Below are 21299 nucleotides of genomic sequence, written 5' to 3'. Positions count from 1 at the left end.
GAATGATCAGGGGACGACGCGGAAATCGCCCATCATGCCGGCCTGCATGTGCTGCAGGACGTGGCAGTGGTAGTGCCAGTCGCCGGGGCCGACGCCTTCGCCGGCCTGGACGACGAAGGACTGGCGGCTGATCGGCCCGATGTTGACCGTATCGATGACGCTGGTGGTGCCGGACTCGATCCAGCGGTGGCCGTGCAGGTGGAAGGTGTGGAAGGCGGTGCCCAGGCCGATGACGTGGAAGCGTACTTTTTCGCCTTGCCGCGCGCCGAGGGTGGGATTGGTCCATAGGGGAACCTGCTTGCCGCCCAGGATGTTGTTGACCTCCATGCCCCAGAACGTGGTTTCATGCATCCACAGGATGAATTCCCGCTTGATGTCGGCCACGTCCACTTCGGTGATCTTGCCGTCGATCATGGCTTTCACCTTGCCGTCGGCGGGGTTGACGATCAGCGTGCCGAACAGGCCCTTGTCCTCTGCGCCCAGCATGGGATTCAAAAAAGTGTGGTCGTGGTACATCCAGGTTCCCGCCGTCCCGGGCGCCGCTACCCAGCGGTAGGTGTAGGGCTTGCCGGGAAAGGCGGCTTCGTCGGCGACGCCGTTCAGGCTTTTCATGGTGCCGTCGCTGTCGATCTTGTAGTGGACGCCGTGAACGTGCAGGCTGACCGGCTGGTTGGAATTGGAGATGCCTTGTTCCAAGGTGACTTCGGCGACATCCCCTTCGGTCATGACGATGGCGGGGCCGGGGATGCTGGGCTTGGGGCTGTAGCGCGAGGTCACGTCGCTGGTTTCCCCGTTGCGGGCGCGAATCTTGTGGCTGACCACTTGATAGGCGTATTGGCCCGAGGGCAGGTTGACCGCCTTGAGCACGATTTGGTGCGTGTTGACCGGCTCTTCCGCCAGGACGGCCGTCGGCGAGCCGAGGGCCAGGCACGCGGCGATCAGGCCGGCGAGCGGCGCCAATCGATGGACGAGTTTATTCATGGCACGGTTCCTCTCTTTACTGCTGGGTGATTGCCGCCGCGTCGCCTCGGCCTCACATTGGCGGTAAACGAGGCACGGCTATTGCTAAATACCTACATTCCCGAACGCGGTCGCGGCATTCCGTGCCTCGCGCCGGTTCGGTCGGCGTCCCGCCGTTGCTCGCCCGCCGGTCTTCGAGGCGCGCCTGGACGGGGTGGATAGCGGGACGTCGTTTTCGTTTTTGCAATAGTGGTGCCAATAAAAATATCGAGCTGTATCAGTGCGTTACGGTTTGCTTTGCGGCGCTGTCGTGTGCTTGTGACATCGTTGGCCGGACGGCGCCTTGGGCGCGAAAACGGCTGTGTGTCCTTTTGATGGCGCGAATTACCTAGAATTTACCTTGGGAGTCGGTGGGTTCGTGTCAAAGTGACAGCGCGGCGTCGCACGGACCACGGTGATGTCGATACGACTACGGAGTAGGGATGAAGAAAAGCGAGAAAGTGTTGGTGACGGGGGAGGCGATTCGAGAGGCCGTGTTGAGCCTGACTGCGCACTTGTCGATGCAGGAGCGCATCGAAGGATTTTTGGAGATTTTCGCCAAGGTCACGGGAAACCATGCCTGCGTTTTGTTGCGTTACCAGGATGGCGTGCTTGTTCCCGTGGCGAGCCGGGGCCTTTCGCCGGAGGTCATGGGCCGGCAATTCCACCCGGAGCAGCATCCCCGCTTGGCGGCCATTCTGCAGTCGAGAACGCCGGTGCGCTTCAAGGCCGACGATCCTAGGCCCGACCCTTACGATACCTTGCTGCTGGACCCTCCGCAGGGGGGGCTGAATGTCCATTCCTGCTTGGGTTGCGCTCTCTACAACGAAAACACGCTGTTTGGCGTGCTGTCGGCCGACGCTTTGGAACCCGGTGTATTCGACGGCGTGGAGGACCACATTTTCCAGACCTTCGCGGCCATCGCCACTGTCGCCCTGCGTTACGAAACCTTCATCGGCGCCCTGGAAAGGCTGGCGCAACATCGCGGTTTGGTCGCCAGCGAACTGGTGAACGAGGCGATGCAGCGGGGCGGGCAAATGCTCGGCGAAAGTCCCGCCTTGCGCGAACTCAAGCGCAACGTGGGCATCGTCGCCCGCTCGGATTTGACGGTGCTGGTGATGGGGGAGACCGGCGTCGGCAAGGAAGTGGTGGCTCGCGCCATACACGCCCAGTCGCAGCGGGCCCAACAGCCGCTGGTGTATGTCAATTGCGCCGCCTTGCCCGAATCGTTGGCGGAAAGTGAGCTGTTCGGGCATATGCGCGGCGCTTTTACCGGAGCCAACGCCGATCGCGCCGGCAAGTTCGAGTTGGCGGACGGCGGCACGCTGTTTCTGGACGAAGTCGGCGAGTTGCCGTTATCCATCCAGGCCAAGCTGCTGCGTGCGTTGCAGTTCGGCGAGATTCAACGGCTGGGATCGGACAAGAGCCACCGCGCCAATGTCCGCATCATCGCCGCGACCAATCGGCAGCTGGCCGAGGAAGTCAAAGCGGGCCAGTTCCGCGCCGATCTATACCATCGCCTCAGCGTCTATCCCCTCAACGTGCCGCCGCTGAGGGAGCGTCCCGAGGATATCGCGCCCTTGGCCGGGCATTTCCTCGACCAGGCGCGCATGCACTTGGGCTTGGAGCGGGTGAGCCTGGCGCCGGCCACCATTAAGGCGTTGCAGGGATACCGTTGGCCCGGCAACGTGCGGGAACTGGAGCACGTGGTGTTGCGCGCGGCGCTGCGCGCGTCGGCCGACCGGGGGCGTTCGCTGGTTTTGCATGCCGACGATCTGGATATCGACGCCGATTTTTCCGGCATGCCGGAGGCCGCCGCCGAGGCGTCGCCGCCGTCCAGCGACACGACGTTGGCAAGGGCGGTGGAGGATTTTCAGCGCAGGCTGATCTTGCAGCGCCTGGGCGAATGCAATGCCAATTGGTCGGAAGCGGCGCGCCGCCTCGGGCTGGACAGGGGCAATCTGCACCGCTTGGCCAAGCGTCTGGGGCTGAAGTCCGGCGACGGACAGTACTGACCGCGGCTGGCGCGGCCGGCCCGCGGTCGGCTACCATGGCAGGCCTGAACCACTTTACATTCGGCGATCGGAGGCAACGATGAAACAAGCAATCTGGTTATTGGCGCTGCTGGGCGCGGCAACCGTTCAGGCGGGCGAGCCCGCTCCGGCCGCCGCCCCCAACGGCATTACCCTGCCGGCCTATTTCAAGGAGTGGCGCGTCATCGGCGTTTCCCATCGCAACGACAAGAACAGCTTGCGCGCCATCCTCGGCAATCCGGCGGCCATCGAGGCGGCGCGCCAGGGCCGCACGCAGCCCTGGCCCGACGGCGCTATTCTGGCCAAGATCGCTTGGAAGGAATCCACTTCGCCGGATTGGCCCGCCGCCGTGGTGCCCGGTGAGCTGCAGCACGTGGAGTTCATGGTGAAGGATGCGGCCAAATACGCCGCTACCGGCGGTTGGGGCTACGCCCGTTGGCTGGGCAAAGAATTGGCGCCCTATGGCAAGGACGCGGCCTTCGATCAGGAATGCTTCCAATGCCATTCGGCGGTGAAGGGTAGGGACTACGTTTTCACCCGGCCGGCGACTTTTCCGTAAGGCGGCGGCGATACCTCCCGGTATCGCCGCAACCTGCATCAGGGCGCCGTCGCCGCCTGCGTCCCCAGGGTATAGACGGCCCGCAGGGTGGCCGGGCTGGTGTTCTGCTGGTAGTACGGCGCTTGGATGGGGCGGCCGTAGCTTTTCGCCGTAATCGTTCCGTCGCCGCCGATTTCCACCAGTGTGTAGCCGAAATAGGCGTCCTTGCCCTGCCAGGCGCTGTTGGGCGGACTGCCGCCGTTGCCGGCCACGATCTGGGGGATTTTGCCGGACACGCCGCCGACGGTGAGTTCGGCGGTATGGCTCCATTCGTGGGCGTGGGCCGCCAGGTAGGCGCGCACCTTGCTCGGCGAGCCGTCGCCCGCCGGATCGTTCAGCAGCGCGTAAAAAGCCCCGGCTTCGTCGGGGCGGATGGTGCGGTCGCCGGGATCGCCGCCCTTGTCGCTGGATTGCAGGGGCTTGTGGCCCATGACGAACACGTGGCGGACGGCGCTGTCCCGCTGGGCGGCCTGCAACTGTTGCTTGAGCCAATCCAAAGGCACGTCGCCGATGGTGTCGCGGTCGATCCGGCTGTCGGTGTTGAGCACGACGAATAAGGTGTCGCCGCTGAGCAGGCTATAGGACAGACGGCTTTCGTCGCCCAGCAGGCCGTCTGGGCCGCCCTGCTTGGGACCGTTGTCGCCGGCGATGAAGTCGTAATGGGCGGGATTGCTTTCCATGAATTGCGGCCAATAGGCATAGGCCGGCGGGTTGGGGCACTGGGCGTATTTGCAGTCGCCGTCGTCCTGGTTGACGAGCAGTTCGTGGTTGCCGGTGAAGGCGACGAGGGGGACGCCTTTGCCGATCAAAGGGTTTTTCTTGGGGTTGGTGGCCAGTTTCACCCAAGCGGACAGTTGCTTTGCCAGGGCGTCGGTTCCCGGTTTTTTTGCTTTGACGATGTCTCCGGCCAGGAACACGTATTGCGGTAAGCGGGGCAGCCGTGCGATGTCCTGGAAGGATTGAAGCAGCTGGGCGACATTGGCCGTGCTCTTCGAGTCGGTGGCTTCGGCCCCGTCCTTGTCCAGCCGGTTGCAGCCGAAGAAGACAAAAGACAGGGCAACCGGTTCGGCGGCGGTCTCGCGGGATTGGGCAACGGTTTCGCCGCCGCCGCAACACAACGCGGCGATGCAGGCGAGAAAAACGGCCGTGCGGCGCTTGAGCGGGGGCATGGGCATGGACGACTCCTTGTTCGCTTGCGGGTAAGAAACGCTGGCGCGGCTACTCGCTGTCCGCGCCGACTCCTGTTCCGGCGCTTTATACCCTATTCGGCGGCGTAGTCCAACGCCGCTGCAGGGCGTCGTTTTCAGGAGCCGGCGGCGGGCAGGCTCTTCTGCCGGTTGAGGGAGTCCATGAAGGCGTTGGCTTCGGTGATGGAGCGTTCCATGGCATGGACCAGGCCGGTGACGTTGATGCTGATCATGCTCAGCTCGTCTTCCAGGGAAGCGATGGCTTGGGCGTTGAGGTTGTGCTTGAGGAACAGCACCTGGTCGCGGAACGCCGACAACACCGGGTCGATGCGGGTTTCCGCCCGGTGCATGGCGTTGATGAGCTGGGTGTAGTGCTGGTAGGTGAGGCGCAGCTGCTGCTTGCTGCTGGCCTTGAGGGTGCGGTTTTTGTATTGCTCGAGTTCCGATCGCCATTCGTCGAACAGGGCGTCGCCCACCGCCTGGATGGCGGCGATGCGGTCTCGAACCCCGTCGGCCTTGGATTGGCTGTAGTCGAATTCCGCCTTGAGTTCGCTATAGACGTTTTCCAGCTCTCCGCCGTGAAAGTTGGTGAGGTAGGTGAACTTCTCCAGCGCGCTTTGGAATTGATCCTTGGCTTCCTCGAAACTGTCCCTGGCGGTTTCCACCCGGCTGATGAGGATGTCCCGCTTGTGGTAGCCCACCGACTCCACGGCGCGGAAATACACTTGGCGAAAACGCTCGGCGAACACCTGTAGCAAAGGCGCCAGCAGCCCACGCGTCGCGCCGGTGGTGAGTGAGTTGCTTCGATTGTCGTTGGAGCGTTTTGCCATGCCGGTGGGAAGCTGTCGAAGAGGCCTGTCGTAATCCGCACATTGTAAGGAATTCTGCCGCTTGGAGATAGCCGCCGGCCGGGGCAGCGCCCGGCGGCGGCTAGGCCGAGCGGGCGCTAGCGCGGCGTTAAGGGCTCGCCACGGAAGGCGATTCCGGCCCAGCCGTGCTCCATAAACGCCCGTATATTGGCGTGGCCGTTGCCTTGCGGGTCGTTCAAAACGTCGCGGTAATGTTCGCCGAACAGGGCGAGGGTATGCTCGGCGCTCAAGCCGTGCAGGCGGGCGAAGGCGAACAGCCGGCAAGAGCCTTCGTTTTGCCCGGCGGCATTGGCGACGGGGCCGTTTTGGAACGCCGTGGGTTGATAGAGGTAGTGTTCGGCGATGATTCGCTGGGTGTCGTCGAAAGCGGGGGATTCGCCGCGCCGAACCTGGGCGAGAAAATTTTCCAGCATCATAAAATGAAACTATTTCCTTCACGTAATCAGGCCGCCGATAATAATGGCCCGTTCCGCAAGACGCTAGATGTTTGCGCGGAGATTAGCCATGGCAAAGCGGAGTAGGGCATCTAACTCGTGGAAAATTCCCTCAAGATACTGATCGTGGACGACGTGGCCGAGAATCGGCTGCTGCTGAGCAGGCTGGTCAAGCAAATGGGGCATAGTCCCATTATGGCCTCGGGCGGTCAGGAGGCCATCGAGTTGTACGCCGCCGACGAGCCGAACATGGTGTTCATGGACGTGATGATGCCGGGCATGGACGGCTACGAGGCCACGGCGCGCATCAAGGCGTTGCATCCCGACCGCTGGGTGCCCGTGGTGTTTCTCAGCGCGCTGGACAGCCGCGACAGCATGGTCAAGGGCTTGGAAGTCGGCGGCGACGATTACCTGACCAAGCCGGTCCATTTCGCCACCCTCAAGGCCAAAATCGATGCCATGCAGCGCATTTTCCGCTTGCAGGAGCAGATACGGCAAAAATCCATCGAATTGGAACATTACTACTTCCAGGCGGAAGAGGAGAAACGCATTTCCGCGCATTTGATGCGGCAAATGACCGATGCGGACGGCTTGCGCGATCCCTCCCTGAAATGGCGGATCTTTCCCGCGGAACACCACAGCGGCGACTTGATTGCGGCCCAGCGCAGCCCCGGCCAGGCGTTGTACGCCATGCTGGCGGACGGGACCGGGCACGGCTTGGCGGCGGCCATCAACGTCTTGCCGCTGCCGCAGATTTTTTACGCCATGGTGAGCAAGGGCTTTCCCTTGAGCAGCGTGGCGCGGGAGCTGAATCAAAAAGCTTACGATTGGTTGCCGGTGGATCGTTTCGTGGCCGCCACGATTGTGGTCGTCAACGACCGGGACCAATTGGTCAAAGTTTGGAACGGCGGCAATCCCACGGCGTTTTTCCTGTCCAACGACGGCGAGGTGTTGCACCGCTGGGTGTCGCGCCACACCCCCCTGGGCGTGCTCGGCGGGGATCACTTCGACAGCCATTGGGAGGCCTACACCATCGTTCAGCCGGGGCAGGTGGTGGTGGTGTCGGACGGGTTGTCGGAAGCGGAAAACCGGGACGGCGAGTTCTACGGCTGGGAGCGCATGTTGTCGGTGTTGCAGCAGGCGCCGCCGGCGCAGCGCTACGACGCGCTGTTGGCCGACTTGAACCGCCACTTGGACGGCGCCGAGGCGCGGGACGATATTTCCGTCATGCTGATCGATGTCGGTTCCCAGCAGGAAGAATTGGCTTTCGCCGGCGTGGGCCAGGCGCAGGAGGAGTCGGCGGACGACACATGGCGTATCGAATTGAGCTTCGGCGCTCACGAGCTGCGTTATTTCGAGGTGGTGCCGCAGGTGATGAGCCTGGTGGAGAAGATCAGCGGCATCAAGCCCCATGTCACTTCCTTGTTCCTGATCGTCAGCGAATTGTTCAACAACGCGCTGGACCACGGTTTGCTGCGCTTGGACTCGCGGTTGAAGAACAGCCCGGAGGGCTTCGAAGAGTACCTCGCCCTGCGCGAGCAGCGCATGGCGGCTTTGACCGAGGGCAATATTTGCGTGTCCTGCGAGCGCACGGTGTGGCAAGGCCGCCGCGTACTGCGCATCCGGGTAAAGGACAGCGGCAACGGTTTCGATTACGGGGCGCTGCTGGAGGATTTGGCGAACAACCATCGCGCCTACGGGCGCGGCTTGCCGTTGGTCAAGAGCCTGGCTACCGATATGACTTTTGACGGCGACGGTTCGGAAGTCGTGGTGCTGTTCGGCTATTGACCGGCTGGCGCCTTAGGGGCGTTAAACGCGGATGGCGCCATGGCCCATGGACTTCAAGCGTTGGATCACCCGGCCCGGAATTTCCAGCAGCGGTAAAACCTCGTCCACGCCGCCCAAGGCGATGGCTTCCTTGGGCATGCCGAATACCACGCAACTGGCTTCGTCTTGCGCGTAGGTATAGGCGCCCGCCTGCTTCAATTCCAGCATGCCCGCCGCGCCGTCCTTGCCCATGCCGGTGAGGATCATGGCGAGGGCGTTTTTGCCGGCCACGTTGGCGACGGAGCGGAACAGTACGTCCACGGAAGGCCGGTGGCGCATCACTTCCGGTCCTCTGTCCAGCGTGACGACGTAATTGGCGCCGCGGCGCGCCAGCACCAAATGGGAATGGCCGGGGGCGATATAAACGTGGCCCGGCAGGATTCGGTCGCCTTCCTCCGCTTCCTTTACGCTGAGGCTGCACAAGCCGTCCAGCCGCTTGGCGAAGGGGCCGGTGAATTGCTCCGGCATGTGCTGGGTGACGAGGATGCCGGGCGAGTCCGGCGGCATCCTCATTAGAACTTCCTTGATGGCTTCGGTGCCGCCGGTGGAGGCGCCGATGGCCAGCAATTTTTCCGTCGAACCGAGCAGGCCGGCGGCTTTGGGCAGGACCGCGTCGGCACTCTGCGCTCTGGGCACGTCGGATGGAACGAGGCGCTTGCGCACTTTGGCCTGGGCCGTCATGCGGATTTTGTTGGCGATTTCCTCGGCGTAGGCCTGTATGCCTTTGACGATGTCCAGCTTCGGCTTGGAAATATAATCCACCGCGCCCAGTTCCAGCGCCCTGAGGGTGGTTTCCGAACCGGCCTCGGTCAAGGTGGAGATCATCAGCACGGGCATGGGCCGCAGGCGCATGAGTTTTTCCAAAAACTCCAGCCCGTCCATTTTCGGCATTTCCACGTCCAGGGTCAGCACGTCCGGCTCCAGCGCCTTGATCATCTCGCGGGCGATCAACGGGTCCGGCGCGGTGCCTATGCATTTCATGCCGTGTTGTTGATTGATGATTTCCGAAAGCAGATTGCGGATCAGGGCGGAGTCATCAACGACCAGAACTTTGATTGTCATGGTTTTTCGTGAGCTTGGAAGGCTGAACGGGGGGTGCCGCGGGCTGGGAAGCGCTGAACGTCTTGGTGCCTGGGGACTTGAATCATGGCGATGCTGCGAAAACCGCTAGTCGAACAATTCCACGTCGCCGGCCACGGTCGACGAACGGATGCGCTTGCTGTATTCCTGTTCGCGCTGCGCCAAGGTGTCGTTATGGATCGATTTCAGTTTCTTGACCAGCACGCGGCCGTCCTGCGGCCAAAAATACACCTTACGCGGATAGATGTCCTGTAAATCCTGGGCGACGATGGGGATGCCCTCGTTGCGCAAGTATTGCAGGGCGAAATTCACGTTGCGTTCGCCCACGTTGGCCACGGTGAAGCCGCTGAGCACATTGCCGCCGCCGAACAATTTGGCTTCGAGATTTTGGCGGCGCGCGCCTAGCTTCAACAGCTGGTTGATGAGGATTTCCATGGCGTAGGTGCCGTAGCGGGCCGACGCGCTGAGGGGCTCGCCGCCGTCGTTGCTGGTGGGCAGCATGAAGTGATTCATGCCGCCGATGCCGGTGCGGGTGTCGCGGATGCAGGCGGAAACGCAGGAGCCGAGCACGGTGACGATCAACAGTTGGCGGGTGGTGGCGTAGTATTCGCCCGGCAGGATTTTGGCTGCCTCGATGTGGAAGGTTTTATCGAAGTACAGGTTGGCCGCCAGGGCTTCCTCGTACAAATGATCCGTGTTGTTGAGCTTGGACACTGACGATTCTTATCGTTGATGAGGTGCGGCTTTGCCGACGGCGGCCTTGCCCCTGGCCAATTCGTAGACGGTCTGGCCGCGCAGGCGAAACAGGTCGGCCGCGTGGAACAGGCTTTCGGAGTGGCCGGCGAACAACAGCCCGTGCGGTTCCATCAAGGGGACAAATTTTCTCAGCATGTTGTACTGGGTGTCCTTGTCGAAATAAATCATGACGTTGCGGCAGAAAATCACGTCGAAAGGGCCGCTTAAGGGCCATTGGGCATCGAGCAAGTTCAGTTGCCCGAAGGTGATGAGCTTGCGCAGCTCCGGCCGCACCTTGGCTTTTCCCTCGTTGCTGCCGGTGCCTTTGAGAAAAAAGCGCTTGACCGTCGCCGTCGGGAGTTTGCTGAGGCGGTCGATGTCGTAGACGCCGGCGGCGGCTTTGCTGAGCACATTGGTGTCGATGTCCGTGGCGACGATTTCCACCGGCGGCGTGAAGGTGCCGAACGTGTCCACCGCGGTCATGGCCAAGGTGTAGGGTTCCTCGCCGGTGGACGCAGCGCAGCACCATATTTTAAACGGCCGTTTGTGCGCCAAGCTACGCATGTGGTCCGCCAGAATGGGGAAATGGTGGGGCTCGCGGTAGAAGGCGGTGAGGTTGGTGGTCAGGGAGTTGATGAACGCTTCCCACTCCGTGCCGTCGTCCTGTTCCAGCAAGTTCAGGTAGTCTTGGAACGATGTCAGCCGGTTGCTGCGCAGGCGGCGCGCCAGGCGGCTGTAGACCATGTCTTTTTTGCCGTCGTTCAGCGTAATGCCGGCGTGCTGGTAAAGCATCTCGCGGATCTTGTGAAATTCCGCGACCGTGAAGGCGAATTCCCGGTCACCGCCGTCCAGCGCGGATGTGGTTCCCGTACGTCTTTTCTCGGCCATAAAACGGGTTCGGCTAGATGTGGCCATTAAAATGGCGGTGTTGTGGATGAATGCCGGCACCAATCCAGCCTAGGCCGGCATTTTAATCTTTTTATAATACCCCGCTTGGCTAAGCAACCGCGCGTTTGAGCGCAAAACCGATGGAGCGCCCGCCGGATCGGCATCGGTGTCGATTCGGGGGCGCCCTTTGCGGGGTCGGAAGCGCTCCGGCGCTGCCTCTGATCGGTGGAGCGTCTTTAGAACTCCGCCCACTCGTCGCCGTCGTCCTCGACTTTTACGGCCGGCTTCGGCGGCTTATGCGCGGGCATGGGTTTTACCGCGGGCACATGGCTGGGAGGGACGGGCAGGGCTTGGCGCGGAGCGGCAACCGCCATGGTCGCGCCGGCCTCGCGGGACAGGCGGAACAGGCTGACGGAATGGGCCAAGGTTTGCGCCTGCTCGGTGAGGGACTCGGCTGCGGCCGCGGCTTCTTCCACCAAGGCGGCGTTTTGCTGGGTGACTTCGTCGATTTGGGTGATGGCGGTGTTCACCTGGTCGATACCGCTGCTTTGCTCCATGGAGGCGGCGGAAATTTCCGCCATGATGTCGGTCACCCGCTTCACGGACGCGACGATTTCCTCCATGGTGGTGCCGGCCTGGTTCACCAGGCTGGCGCCGGTTTCCACCTTGTCCACCGAGTCGCTGATGAGCGTCTTGATTTCCTTGGCGGCGGCGGCGGAACGCTGCGCCAGGTTGCGCACTTCGCCCGCCACCACGGCGAAGCCGCGGCCTTGTTCGCCGGCCCGGGCCGCTTCCACGGCGGCGTTGAGGGCCAGGATGTTGGTCTGGAAGGCGATGCCGTCGATGACGCTGATGATGTCGACGATTTTGCGCGCGCTGTCGTTGATGTCGGCCATGGTGCTGACCACCTGCTGCACCACGCTGCCGCCCTTGGCCGCCACGCTGGAGGCCGCCATGGCCATTTGATTGGCTTGGCGGGCGTTGTCGGCGTTTTGCTTTACGGTGGAGGACAGTTCTTCCATGCTGGAGGCGGTTTCCTCCAGGCTGGAAGCCTGTTCTTCGGTGCGCTGGGACAAATCGGCGTTGCCCATGGCGATTTCCTTGGCCGCCGTGTTGATCTGGTCGGTGGCTTCCTTGATCTGGCCGATGATTTCCGTGAGCCTGGCGACCGTCGCGTTGAAGTCGGATTTGATTTCGCCGAAAGTGCCTTCGTAGTTTTTCTGGATGCTTTCGGTGAGGTTGCCGACGGCCATGGCGCCCAGCACCCGGCCGATGTCGCCCATGGCTTCGGCCACGGTGTCGAGGAACTGATTGAGGCCTGCGCCCAGCTCGCGGAAAAAGCCTTCCTTGCCGGACAAGTCGATGCGCGTGGCGAAGTCGCCTTTGGACGCGGCGTCGACGATTTTGGCGACTTCTTCCTGAGTGGCGATCTCCGCCGTCAAATCGGTCCACTCGGCGACGGAGCCCAAACGCTCGCCTTCGCTGTTGATCACCGGGTTGGCGACGACGCGCAAGGTGCGGGAGCCGACTTGCAAGGTGGCGGTGTAAGGCTGCGTCAAGCCGCCCAGCAGGTTCGCCTGGTGCGTCGGGTTTTTGTGGAAGGTGTCGATATTGGTGCCCATGAGCTTGTCGGCGTCGAAATTCGGCAATTGCTTGCGAATTTCCGACTCGGCGCTCTTGAGGATGGTTTTCACCGATTTGTTGACGTAGACGATGTTGCGGTCCTTGTCGGCGATCATGGCGCCGGTGGACACGTTGTCCAGGGCGATGCGCACCCGCAGGTTTTCCGCCGCCAGGGCGCGTTCGCGCTCCTGCAACGCCAATTCTTCGGTAAGGTCGGCCCACTCCGCCACCGAGCCGAGGCGCTGGCCTCTTTCGTTCATCACCGGATTGGCGACGACGCGCATTTTGCGCCCGCCGATTTCCAGGTGGGCGGTGTAGGTGCTGGTGAACGAACCCAGCAGCCTGGCTTGGTGCGAAGGATCCTTGTGGAACGAGTCGATATTGGCGCCGAGCAAGGCGTCCGCCCGGAAGCCGGGTAGTTGCGTACGCACGTCTTGTTCCACGTCCTTGAGGATTCTCGATACCGATTTGTTGACGTAGATGATGTTGCGATCCTGGTCCGCGATCATGACGCCGGTGGATACGTTGTCCAAAGCGTTGCGCAAGCGGATGCCTTCTTCCGCGGTGCGCTGCGTTTCCGCCAAATCGAAACCGAGCTTGATCTTGATGGACACTACTTGCTGCAACAGCTTGCCGATTTCGTCGTCACGGCTGATGGGCACGGCTCTGCTGAAATGGCCGTTGGAGATGTCCTGGAATATATCCAATACTTGATCGAGGGGGCGCACGATATTGCGCAACAAACCTGCTCCCAGCCAGGCGGCCACGGCGATGCCCAGCAGGATGATCGCCAGGGCGGCGGCGCGCAGCGTTTCGTAGCGGCTAATGGAGTCTTCGTAGGCGGTTTGCGCCGCTTTGTCCTGTTTGGCGATGAACTGGCCGAGGACTTCCACCGATTCCGCGTAGAAAGGCCGGATTTTGGTGAATACGACTCCCTTGGCGGCTTCGATATCGTTGGCTCGCAGGGCGGCTATGGCGGGCTTCAAGCCTTCCTGCACGAAACGGCCGCGTTTTTCGGCGTATTGCTGAGCGATGCCGCTGTCTTCCTGAGACAGGGGGCGTTGGCTGAAACCTTTCCAGATTTCCGAAATGCGGGCGATGTTGCGTTCGACTTCGTCGGCGTTTTTCGCGGCGTCGGCCGGGGTGACCACCGAGTTGATGATTTGCAAGCGGTTTTGCATCATCAGCTTGTCGATTTGGCGCAGTTCGGAAACGGCGGCGGCTTTGTCCTGGTACACCGTACGCAGGTTCTTGTTGGCCGTGTTCATGCCGTAAAGCCCCATGGCGCCGACCAGCAGCAACGCCACCGACAGCAGCGACACCACCGAAATCACCCGGCCTTTCACGGTGATGTTCTTGAACGGGTTGATACGTTGCAGCAACGGCGTCTGCGGCATCCTGCCTTGGTTTATGTCGCGATAGAGGCGGCTGGCCGCTTCGATTTTTTCTTGGCTCGGCTTGTAGCGCACGGAGAGGAAGCCCACGACCTTGTCGGCTTCGTACAGTGGCGTGACATTGGCCTCCACCCAGTAAAAGTCGCCGTTTTTGCAGCGGTTTTTAACGATGCCCGTCCAAGGCTTGCCCGCCTTGACCGTGTCCCACAAATCCTTGAACGCCGCCGGCGGCATTTCCGGGTGGCGTACGATGTTGTGGTTGAACCCGATCAGCTCTCGTTCCGTGAAACCGCTGATTTCCAGGAAGTCGTGGTTGACGTAGGTAATGAGTCCCTTGAGATCGGTTTTGGACACGATCATGTGGTCGTCGCGGAGCACTACCTCGTGGCTGGTAACGGGCATGTTGAGTTTCATTTTTTTATTCCACTTAAAACTCAGGAAGGGACATGGTCGGTCAGGGCCATATCGGGGCTCATCATCAGGCGTTCGATATTCACCAGGATGATCATTCGCTCGTCCACGGTACCCAGTCCCATAAGGTATTGGGTATCCAATGCGGAGCTGAATTCGGGGGCGGAGCGTATCTGCTCCGGCAGCAAGGTGATGACGTCGGAAACGCCGTCCACCACCATGCCGACTACGCGTTGACCGATGTTGAGCACGATCACCACGGTGAACTGGTCGTACGACACGGTGCCAAGCTGGAACTTAATGCGCATGTCGACGATGGGCACTATGGTGCCGCGCAAATTGATCACGCCTTTGATGAAGTCGGGGGCGTTCGCGATTTTCGTGACGGTGTCGTAACCCCGGATTTCCTGGACGGTGAGGATGTCGATGGCGTATTCCTCATCGCCCAAGGTAAACGTCAGGTATTCCCGGCCGGCGCCGGCGACGCCGGGGGTGTCATCTAGTGTGGCTTGCATGGGATTCTTCTCCAAAACCGTCGTGCCGATGAATTGCCTGGGATGATCGAAGTCGCGCGACCCCGTTTAGAACTCGGCCCATTCATCTTCGTTGACCTTTTTGCCGGCGATCTGCGGCGGGTGGCGCGGCGTCGCGGGCTTGATCGCTTTGGCCGCCTGCGCGTGGGGTCTGGGCGCGGCCAGGGCGGGGCGAGCCGACGGTGTCGACAGCGCATGGGATTCGTTGCCCAGCCGGAACTGGCTGACCGATTGGTTGAGGGTTTGCGCCTGCTCGGTGAGCGACTCGGCCGCCGCCGCCGCTTGTTCCACCAGGGCGGCGTTTTGCTGGGTGACTTCGTCGATTTGGGTGATGGCGGTGTTTACCTGCTCGATGCCGCTGCTTTGCTCCATGGAGGCGGCGGAAATTTCCGCCATGATGTCGGTCACCCGTTTCACGGAGGCGACGATTTCCTCCATGGTGCTGCCGGCCTGGTTCACCAGGCTGGCGCCGGTTTCCACCTTGTCCACCGAGTCGCTGATGAGCGTCTTGATTTCCTTGGCGGCGGCGGCGGAACGCTGCGCCAGGTTGCGCACTTCGCTGGCCACCACGGCGAAGCCGCGGCCTTGTTCGCCGGCCCTGGCCGCTTCCACGGCGGCGTTGAGGGCGAGGATGTTGGTCTGGAAGGCGATGCCGTCGATGACGCTGATGATGTCGACGATTTTGCGCGCGCTGTCGTTGATGTCGGCCATGGTGCTGACCACCTGCTGCACCACGCTGCCGCCTTTGGCGGCGACTTCCGACGCGGCCATGGTCATTTGGTTGGCCTGGCGGGCGTTGTCGGCGTTCTGCTTCACGGTGGAGGACAGTTCTTCCATGCTGGAGGCGGTTTCCTCCAGGCTGGAAGCCTGTTCTTCGGTGCGCTGGGACAAATCGGCGTTGCCCATGGCGATTTCTTTGGACGCCGAGTTGATCAGTTCGCTGGCCTGCATGATGTTCTGCACGATGGTGCGCAGATTGTGGACCGACTGCTGCACGGCGTCGCGCAGTTCGGCGAACTCGCCTTCGTATTGTCCTTCCATGGAACGGGTGAGGTCGCCGCCCGCCAACGCCAGCATCACGGACTTGGTCTCCTGCATGACGGACTCGACGGTCATTTGATAGCGCTTTTGCGGCGTGATATCCGAGGCGTATTTGACGACTTTGTACGGCTTGCCGTTGAGGTCGCGGATCGGGTTGTAGGAGGCCTGGATCCAGATTTCCCGGCCGCCCTTGGCAATGCGTTTGTACTCGCCGGCGTCGTATTCGCCGCGGTTCAGCTTGTCCCAGAACGCGCGGTATTCGGCGCTGGCGGCGTAGGCCGGATCGACAAACGTGCGGTGGTGCAGGCCTTTGATTTCCGTGGCGCTATAGCCGATGGCGGCAAGGAAATTGGCGTTGGCGCCGATGACCGTGCCGTCCAGGTTGAATTCGATGATGCCCTGGGATTTGTCTATCGCTTGGATTTGGCTTTGATAGTCGGAGTTTTGCAGCTTTTGCTGGGTAATGTCCGTCGCATATTTGACGACTTTGTAAGGCTTGCCGTTCAGGTCGCGGATCGGGTTGTAGGAGGCCTGGATCCAGATTTCCCGGCCGCCTTTGGCGATGCGCTTGTATTCGCCGGCATCGTATTCGCCGCGGTTCAGCTTGTCCCAGAACGCGCGGTACTCGGGACTGGCGGCGTAGGCGGAATCGACAAAAGTGCGGTGGTGCAGGCCTTTGATTTCCGAGGCGCTATAGCCGATGGCCGCGAGGAAATTGGGGTTGGCGGTGATGACCGTGCCGTCCAGGTTGAATTCGATGACCCCCTGGGATTTGCCGATGGCCTCGATTTGGCCTTGGAAATCGGCGCTACGGAGCTTTTCCTGGGTGATGTCCGCGGCGTACTTGACCACTTTGTAGGGCTTGCCGTCGGAGTCGCGGATCGGGTTGTAGGAGGCCTGGATCCAGATCTCCCGGCCGCCCTTGGCGATGCGCTTGTACTCGCCGGCGTCGTATTCGCCGCGGTTCAGCTTGTCCCAGAACGCGCGGTATTCCAGACTGCTGGCATACGCTTCGTCGACGAAGGTGCGGTGATGCAGGCCTTTGATTTCCGACAGGCTGTAGCCGATGGCCGCGAGGAAATTGGGGTTGGCGGTGATGACCGTGCCGTCCAGGTTGAATTCGATGACGCCCTGCGATTTGTTGATCGCTTCGATTTGGCCTTGGTAGTCGGCGTTGCGCTGCTTGGCGGTGTGCAAGCTGTTTTGCAGGGTGTGCAACGCATCGGTGATTTTGGCAAAGCTGGCGCTTCCCCCTTTAGGGATAGGGTAGGAGGTGTTGCCCTGCGCCATGGCCTCCAAAGCGGCAACGATGTCATTGCGTTCTTTTTGGCTAATCCTGTCGAAAATGCCCATCTTGACCTCTCTTAGGCTCTCGCCTTACTGACGGAAAACAATGCTTATGGGATTCGGCGGCCGGCAAGCGGGCACGCTGAAGTTGTGGATAGCCACGCTCCGTTTGGCATGGGAGTTACTCGGTATCAACGCCATGGAGCAAATTGTTCGCATGGCCTTTGGGTTGGCCCAGGCGTACCAGTGCGATGATGTCCAGAATCATGGCGACGCGGCCGTCCCCCATGATGGTTGCGCCGGAAATGCCCGCGACTTTACGGTAGTTGGATTCCAAGCTTTTGATGACCACTTGGTGCTGACCCAACAGGTCGTCGACGCTCAACGCCGCTTTTTGCCCGTCGGCTTCGACGATAACCAATATGCCCGTGCCCTCGCGTTCTTCGCGCGATGCCATGCCGAAGATTTCCCGCAGGGCGATCAGCGGCAGGTATTCGCCCCTGACGTGGCATACGCGCCCCTGCCCGCCGATGCTGCGCAGGGTTTCCGGCGTGGGCTGCAGGGATTCGACGATGCAGGTGAGGGGGAGGATATAGGTCTCCGTGCCCACCGACACCGATAGTCCGTCGAGGATCGCCAGGGTCAGCGGCAGGCGGATGGTGATGGTGGTTCCGTAGCCGGGCGCGGAGTCGATTTCCACCCGTCCGCCCAGGGACTCGATATTGCGTTTCACCACATCCATGCCGACGCCGCGGCCGGACACGTCGGTCACCTGGTCGGCGGTGGAGAATCCCGGCGCGAAAATCATCTGCCAAACCTCCTGGTCCGACAGGTTGTCGTTGATCGGCAGTCCGCGCTCCTTGGCTTTGGCCAGGATTTTGTCCCGGTTCAAGCCGCCGCCGTCGTCCTGCACTTCGATGACCACATTGCCGCCCTGATGAAAGGCGCGCAAGGTCAACGTGCCCTTGGCCGGCTTGCCTTTGGCGAGCCGGGCTTCGGGGGTTTCTATGCCGTGATCCAGGCTGTTGCGCACCAGATGGGTGAGCGGATCGCTGATTTTTTCGATCAGGCCTTTGTCCAGTTCGGTACCTTCGCCGACCGTTTTGAACTGCACGTCCTTATTGAGTTTGCCGGCCAAGTCCCGCACCAGGCGCGGGAAACGGCTGAAAACGAAACTCATGGGCAACATGCGGATGGACATCACCGATTCCTGCAGGTCGCGGGTATTGCGCTCCAGCAAGGCGATGCCGTTGAGCAGGTTTTCCTGCAAGACCGGATCCAGCGAGGAAGCCGTTTGCGCCAGCATGGCCTGGGTGATGACCAGCTCGCCCACCAGATTGATCAGTTGATCGACTTTCTCCACGCTGACTCGAATGGACGACTGGTCGGCGCTCGCGCTGGTGGTCGCCGGCTTTTCGGCGGAGCGCGCCGGCTTGGCGGCGGGCGCCTGCGTCGTGCTCGGCTGGGGCTGCGGCGCGGCCGCGTCGTCCTTTTTGACCGGGGGCGGCTCGACGAAAAAGCCGTAGCCTTGCGTATTTTCCCTCTGCTTTTTTATCTCGTCGTCGTCGACAAAAAAGCCGTAGGGCTGCGCGGGTTCGGGGGCTTTGGCGGAAGGCGAGGGCGTAGACTGTTCCGCGACATCGCCGAAAAAGCCGTAACCTTGGGCGTCCTCTTGCTGCGCCTTCAACTCCTGTTCTGAAACGAAGAAGCCGAAGCCGTCATCGTCGGATGCCGATGCCGCGTCGGGGGCTCCGGCGGCACCGTCGAAGAAGCCGTAGCCGTCGTCAGCCGAGGCGGCGCCTGGTGGCGCGCCGGCGGCGTCGTCGAAAAAGCCGTAGGCGCCGTCCTCCGCCGGGGTCGCGTTTTCACTCGCGTCGAACACCTGCACATCCTCCGGTTGCACGAAGAATGCGAAGGTTTCCAGCAGGTCGGGACGGTCGAGGCTGGTTCGCAGCTGAAAGCCGACCGTGCCGTCGTCCTGGCTCAAATCGGAAATCTGGCCCGCTTGGCCGAGATCCTCGAGCAACAGATCGAGTTTTGCGCCCAGGGTGTTTTTCAGCGAAACGCGGTAGCAGCGCTGGCCGTCGTCCTCCTTGGCGAGGGCGGGCGGCGCCGGCTCGTTGTCGGCCGCATCCGCCGGGGCGTCTGCGCTCAGGCGGGTGAGGGCGGCGCAGGCCTCTTCGACAGCGGCTTGGTCCACGTCGCCGCCGTTACGATGGCTTTGGAGTTGGTTCTTGAGTACGTCGATGGCCTGCAGGAAGGCGTCGATCATCTCCGACGTGGGTTCCAGTTCGCTTTTACGCAACCGGTCGAGCAAGGTTTCCAGGATATGGGTAACCTCGGTCATGTCGGTGAAGCCGAACGTGCCGCTGCCGCCCTTGATGGAGTGAGCCGCCCGGAATATGGCGTTTAAGTCGTCCAGATTGGGCTGGTCGATGTCCACTTCGAGGAGCAAGCTCTCCATGGTTGCCAAGTGTTCTTCGGCTTCTTCGAAGAACACTTGGTAAAACTGGGTCATGTCGATGCCCATGGCTACTCCAGTTCGATGAACGCGGCGGCGGGCGGATTAGCCGATAACTTTCTTGACCACTTCCAATAATTTTTGCGGGTCGAACGGTTTGACCAGCCAGCCGGTGGCTCCCGCCGCCTTGCCTTGAGCTTTCATGGCATCGCTGGATTCCGTGGTGAGCATCAGAATCGGCACGGTTTTGTATTGGGGCATGGCGCGCAGGCTCTTGATCATGGTGAGACCGTCCATTTTCGGCATATTTTGATCGCTGAGAATGAGATGGACGTTCTTCGACTTGGCTTTGTCCAAGCCATCCATGCCGTCCACCGCCTCGAGAATGTCGTAGCCCGCACTTTTGAGGGTGAAGGACACCATTTGCCGGATCGAGGGGGAGTCGTCCACCGTTAGAATCGTTTTGCTCATGAGATTTAAATGCTCCTGATGGATCAATATAACGAATTGATATCTAAGTCAGCCAATTAGTAATCTTTATGGGTTTTCCAGCGGCTTTCTTCGATGGATCAAAACAAGTCGATGTCTCCAGCCGACATGTTCACTTGTTTAACCGGGTTGTGTTTCGTTTTTTCGATGACGTCCTCGGCCGCGTGGATGGTGTCACGCAATTTTTGCAGTCGGGACATGCCGTCCGTTATGGCGTTGCGATCGGCGGCGGACTGCGCTCCGACGACGTCCATCACGCCGGACAGGATGGCTCTCATCGCGGCAAGGCGGCTTTGCGAATGCCGCAACAGCTGGCAGGCCAAGTCTTGGAACTGGAGCGACATCACCGAAAGACTGACGTCGGATTCGATGCGCGAGGTCATGGTCAGCAACCTTGCCGTGGTGTCGGTGATGTTGTTGTCCATTTGCTCGATGGTGCCCATCATCTTTTCGATCTTAACCTTGGACTGCAGGGCGAAGTTCATGTCCTTGGAGGAGATTTCCTGAAGCGCGTCTTCCGCCGCGCGCAGGGATCGATTAACGCTGCTCACCAGGATCTTGATTTCGTCGCTGAATTCGTTGGAGCGTACCGACAGCTTGCGGACTTCGTCCGCCACCACGGCGAAGCCTCGGCCCGCTTCGCCGGCGCGCGCGGCCTCGATGGCCGCGTTGAGTGCCAAAAGATTGGTTTGGTCGGCGATGTCGCGGACCTCCTTCAGGACGTGGAGGATCTTGTTGACGTCGTTGTTGACGTCCTCCATGCGCTGCACCAGCACCATGGCGGTTTTGCTGTTGGTGATGATGTTGTCGACAAACATCGTCATGGTATTGGACGTGTCGCTCATGAATCCTTGCAGCGTCACGGTTTCCTCGCCGTTGGCGTCCGATGACGGCTCGTGCACGACCGCGCCTTGGTGGCTGGTGAGGGTGCATACCATTTCGTGCTGCTCTCTCACCGAGGCTTGCAGGCCGGTAAAGCTGGCCACCAGCTTATGCATGGCGTCGGTCACCACGTCGCTGGTTTGATCGATTTCCGAAGTCGCGCTGCCGATTTGCTGGCCGAATTCATCGGCGAGGTGGTGGAACAGGCCGTCCAGGTCGGTAAAGAGCCTGTCCATGTTCTGCATCAACTGTTCTTCGTCCCGTTGACGCTGGACGCTCTCCGATACGCGGGCGGCCCGGTGGGCGATCCAGGCCCAGCCGGCGCAGGCGGTGAGCAGCACCGCCAGTTGGGCGTTTGCGGCGGCGGAGTCCACCGGCCATCGCTCGGCGATTAGCCGCCATCCGGCAACGCAGGCCAAAGTCCATAAGGCCGGGGCCAAATAGCGCTTGAGGGGGGAGGTTTGCGTGTCGCTGCTGTTTGCCTTCACGGTTTCAGCGATCCTTCGTGGCCGATTTCATTGTTTTTTT

The 21299-nt window shown here is 61.3% G+C and carries 16 protein-coding genes; 3 read left to right on the top strand and 13 right to left on the bottom strand.

The features are described 5' to 3' along the window. Window positions 1-6: 6 nt before the first annotated feature. On the bottom strand, window positions 7-981 hold the full coding sequence (locus K5607_RS09730) for a multicopper oxidase domain-containing protein (protein WP_221046895.1): 975 nt from the start codon (window positions 979-981) through the stop codon (window positions 7-9). A gap of 461 nt (window positions 982-1442) precedes the next feature. Here K5607_RS09730 and norR point away from each other — a divergent pair, with 461 nt between their 5' ends. Both norR and K5607_RS09720 read left to right on the top strand, forming a co-directional pair. After that, window positions 1443-3014, top strand: coding sequence for a nitric oxide reductase transcriptional regulator NorR (gene norR / locus K5607_RS09725; protein WP_221046894.1), 1572 nt, complete (start codon window positions 1443-1445; stop codon window positions 3012-3014). A gap of 79 nt (window positions 3015-3093) precedes the next feature. Beyond that, on the top strand, window positions 3094-3591 hold the full coding sequence (locus tag K5607_RS09720) for a cytochrome P460 family protein (RefSeq protein WP_221046893.1): 498 nt from the start codon (window positions 3094-3096) through the stop codon (window positions 3589-3591). A 38-nt stretch (window positions 3592-3629) separates the two neighbouring features. On the opposite strand, the gene K5607_RS09715 is transcribed toward K5607_RS09720, so the two are convergent. The 3 genes from K5607_RS09715 to K5607_RS09705 all read right to left on the bottom strand — a co-directional run bounded on the left by K5607_RS09715 (window position 3630) and on the right by K5607_RS09705 (window position 6102). Continuing rightward, entirely contained in the window at window positions 3630-4805 is a 1176-nt protein-coding gene (locus K5607_RS09715; RefSeq protein ID WP_221046892.1) for a metallophosphoesterase family protein, read from the bottom strand. Between the two features lie 128 nt (window positions 4806-4933). After that, window positions 4934-5647 carry a DUF2959 domain-containing protein gene (locus K5607_RS09710; protein WP_054774634.1) on the bottom strand — a complete coding sequence of 238 codons (714 nt, stop codon included), beginning with the start codon at window positions 5645-5647 and terminating at the stop codon, window positions 4934-4936. A gap of 116 nt (window positions 5648-5763) precedes the next feature. Further along, window positions 5764-6102, bottom strand: a complete 339-nt coding sequence (locus tag K5607_RS09705; RefSeq protein ID WP_054774014.1) for a HopJ type III effector protein — start codon at window positions 6100-6102, stop codon at window positions 5764-5766. Window positions 6103-6219: 117 nt separating this feature from the next. Here K5607_RS09705 and K5607_RS09700 point away from each other — a divergent pair, with 117 nt between their 5' ends. Continuing rightward, window positions 6220-7908 carry an ATP-binding SpoIIE family protein phosphatase gene (locus tag K5607_RS09700; protein WP_221046891.1) on the top strand — a complete coding sequence of 563 codons (1689 nt, stop codon included), beginning with the start codon at window positions 6220-6222 and terminating at the stop codon, window positions 7906-7908. A gap of 21 nt (window positions 7909-7929) precedes the next feature. Here K5607_RS09700 and K5607_RS09695 read toward each other — a convergent pair whose 3' ends face one another. From K5607_RS09695 to K5607_RS09640, 9 genes are all read right to left on the bottom strand, one after another. Continuing rightward, complete coding sequence (locus tag K5607_RS09695) at window positions 7930-9009, bottom strand: protein-glutamate methylesterase/protein-glutamine glutaminase (RefSeq protein WP_054774016.1); 1080 nt, start codon at window positions 9007-9009, stop codon at window positions 7930-7932. 105 nt (window positions 9010-9114) lie between these two features. Next, window positions 9115-9741: a chemoreceptor glutamine deamidase CheD gene (gene cheD, locus K5607_RS09690; RefSeq protein WP_246598816.1), complete on the bottom strand. Its 627-nt coding sequence runs from the start codon at window positions 9739-9741 to the stop codon at window positions 9115-9117. A gap of 9 nt (window positions 9742-9750) precedes the next feature. Continuing rightward, window positions 9751-10650, bottom strand: coding sequence for a CheR family methyltransferase (locus K5607_RS09685; RefSeq protein WP_054774019.1), 900 nt, complete (start codon window positions 10648-10650; stop codon window positions 9751-9753). A gap of 236 nt (window positions 10651-10886) precedes the next feature. Beyond that, the gene (locus K5607_RS18180; RefSeq protein WP_281427695.1) at window positions 10887-14081 is read right to left on the bottom strand and encodes a methyl-accepting chemotaxis protein; all 3195 of its coding nucleotides are present in this window, start codon (window positions 14079-14081) and stop codon (window positions 10887-10889) included. A 20-nt stretch (window positions 14082-14101) separates the two neighbouring features. Then, complete coding sequence (locus K5607_RS09660; protein WP_221046890.1) at window positions 14102-14593, bottom strand: chemotaxis protein CheW; 492 nt, start codon at window positions 14591-14593, stop codon at window positions 14102-14104. A gap of 66 nt (window positions 14594-14659) precedes the next feature. Further along, a complete protein-coding gene (locus K5607_RS18175) occupies window positions 14660-17005 on the bottom strand; it encodes a methyl-accepting chemotaxis protein (RefSeq protein WP_281427694.1) in 2346 nt (781 codons plus the stop codon). A 115-nt stretch (window positions 17006-17120) separates the two neighbouring features. After that, entirely contained in the window at window positions 17121-19469 is a 2349-nt protein-coding gene (locus K5607_RS09650) for a chemotaxis protein CheW (RefSeq protein WP_246598815.1), read from the bottom strand. Between the two features lie 36 nt (window positions 19470-19505). Beyond that, window positions 19506-19871: a response regulator gene (locus K5607_RS09645; protein ID WP_054773025.1), complete on the bottom strand. Its 366-nt coding sequence runs from the start codon at window positions 19869-19871 to the stop codon at window positions 19506-19508. A 98-nt stretch (window positions 19872-19969) separates the two neighbouring features. Next, a complete protein-coding gene (locus K5607_RS09640; protein ID WP_221046889.1) occupies window positions 19970-21259 on the bottom strand; it encodes a methyl-accepting chemotaxis protein in 1290 nt (429 codons plus the stop codon). Between the last annotated feature and the right edge of the window lie 40 nt (window positions 21260-21299).

Source organism: Methylogaea oryzae (assembly GCF_019669985.1).
Taxonomy (GTDB): domain Bacteria; phylum Pseudomonadota; class Gammaproteobacteria; order Methylococcales; family Methylococcaceae; genus Methylogaea; species Methylogaea oryzae.
The sequence above is the reverse complement of the archived record's forward strand: the minus strand, read 5'-3'. Positions and strand labels throughout refer to the sequence as shown.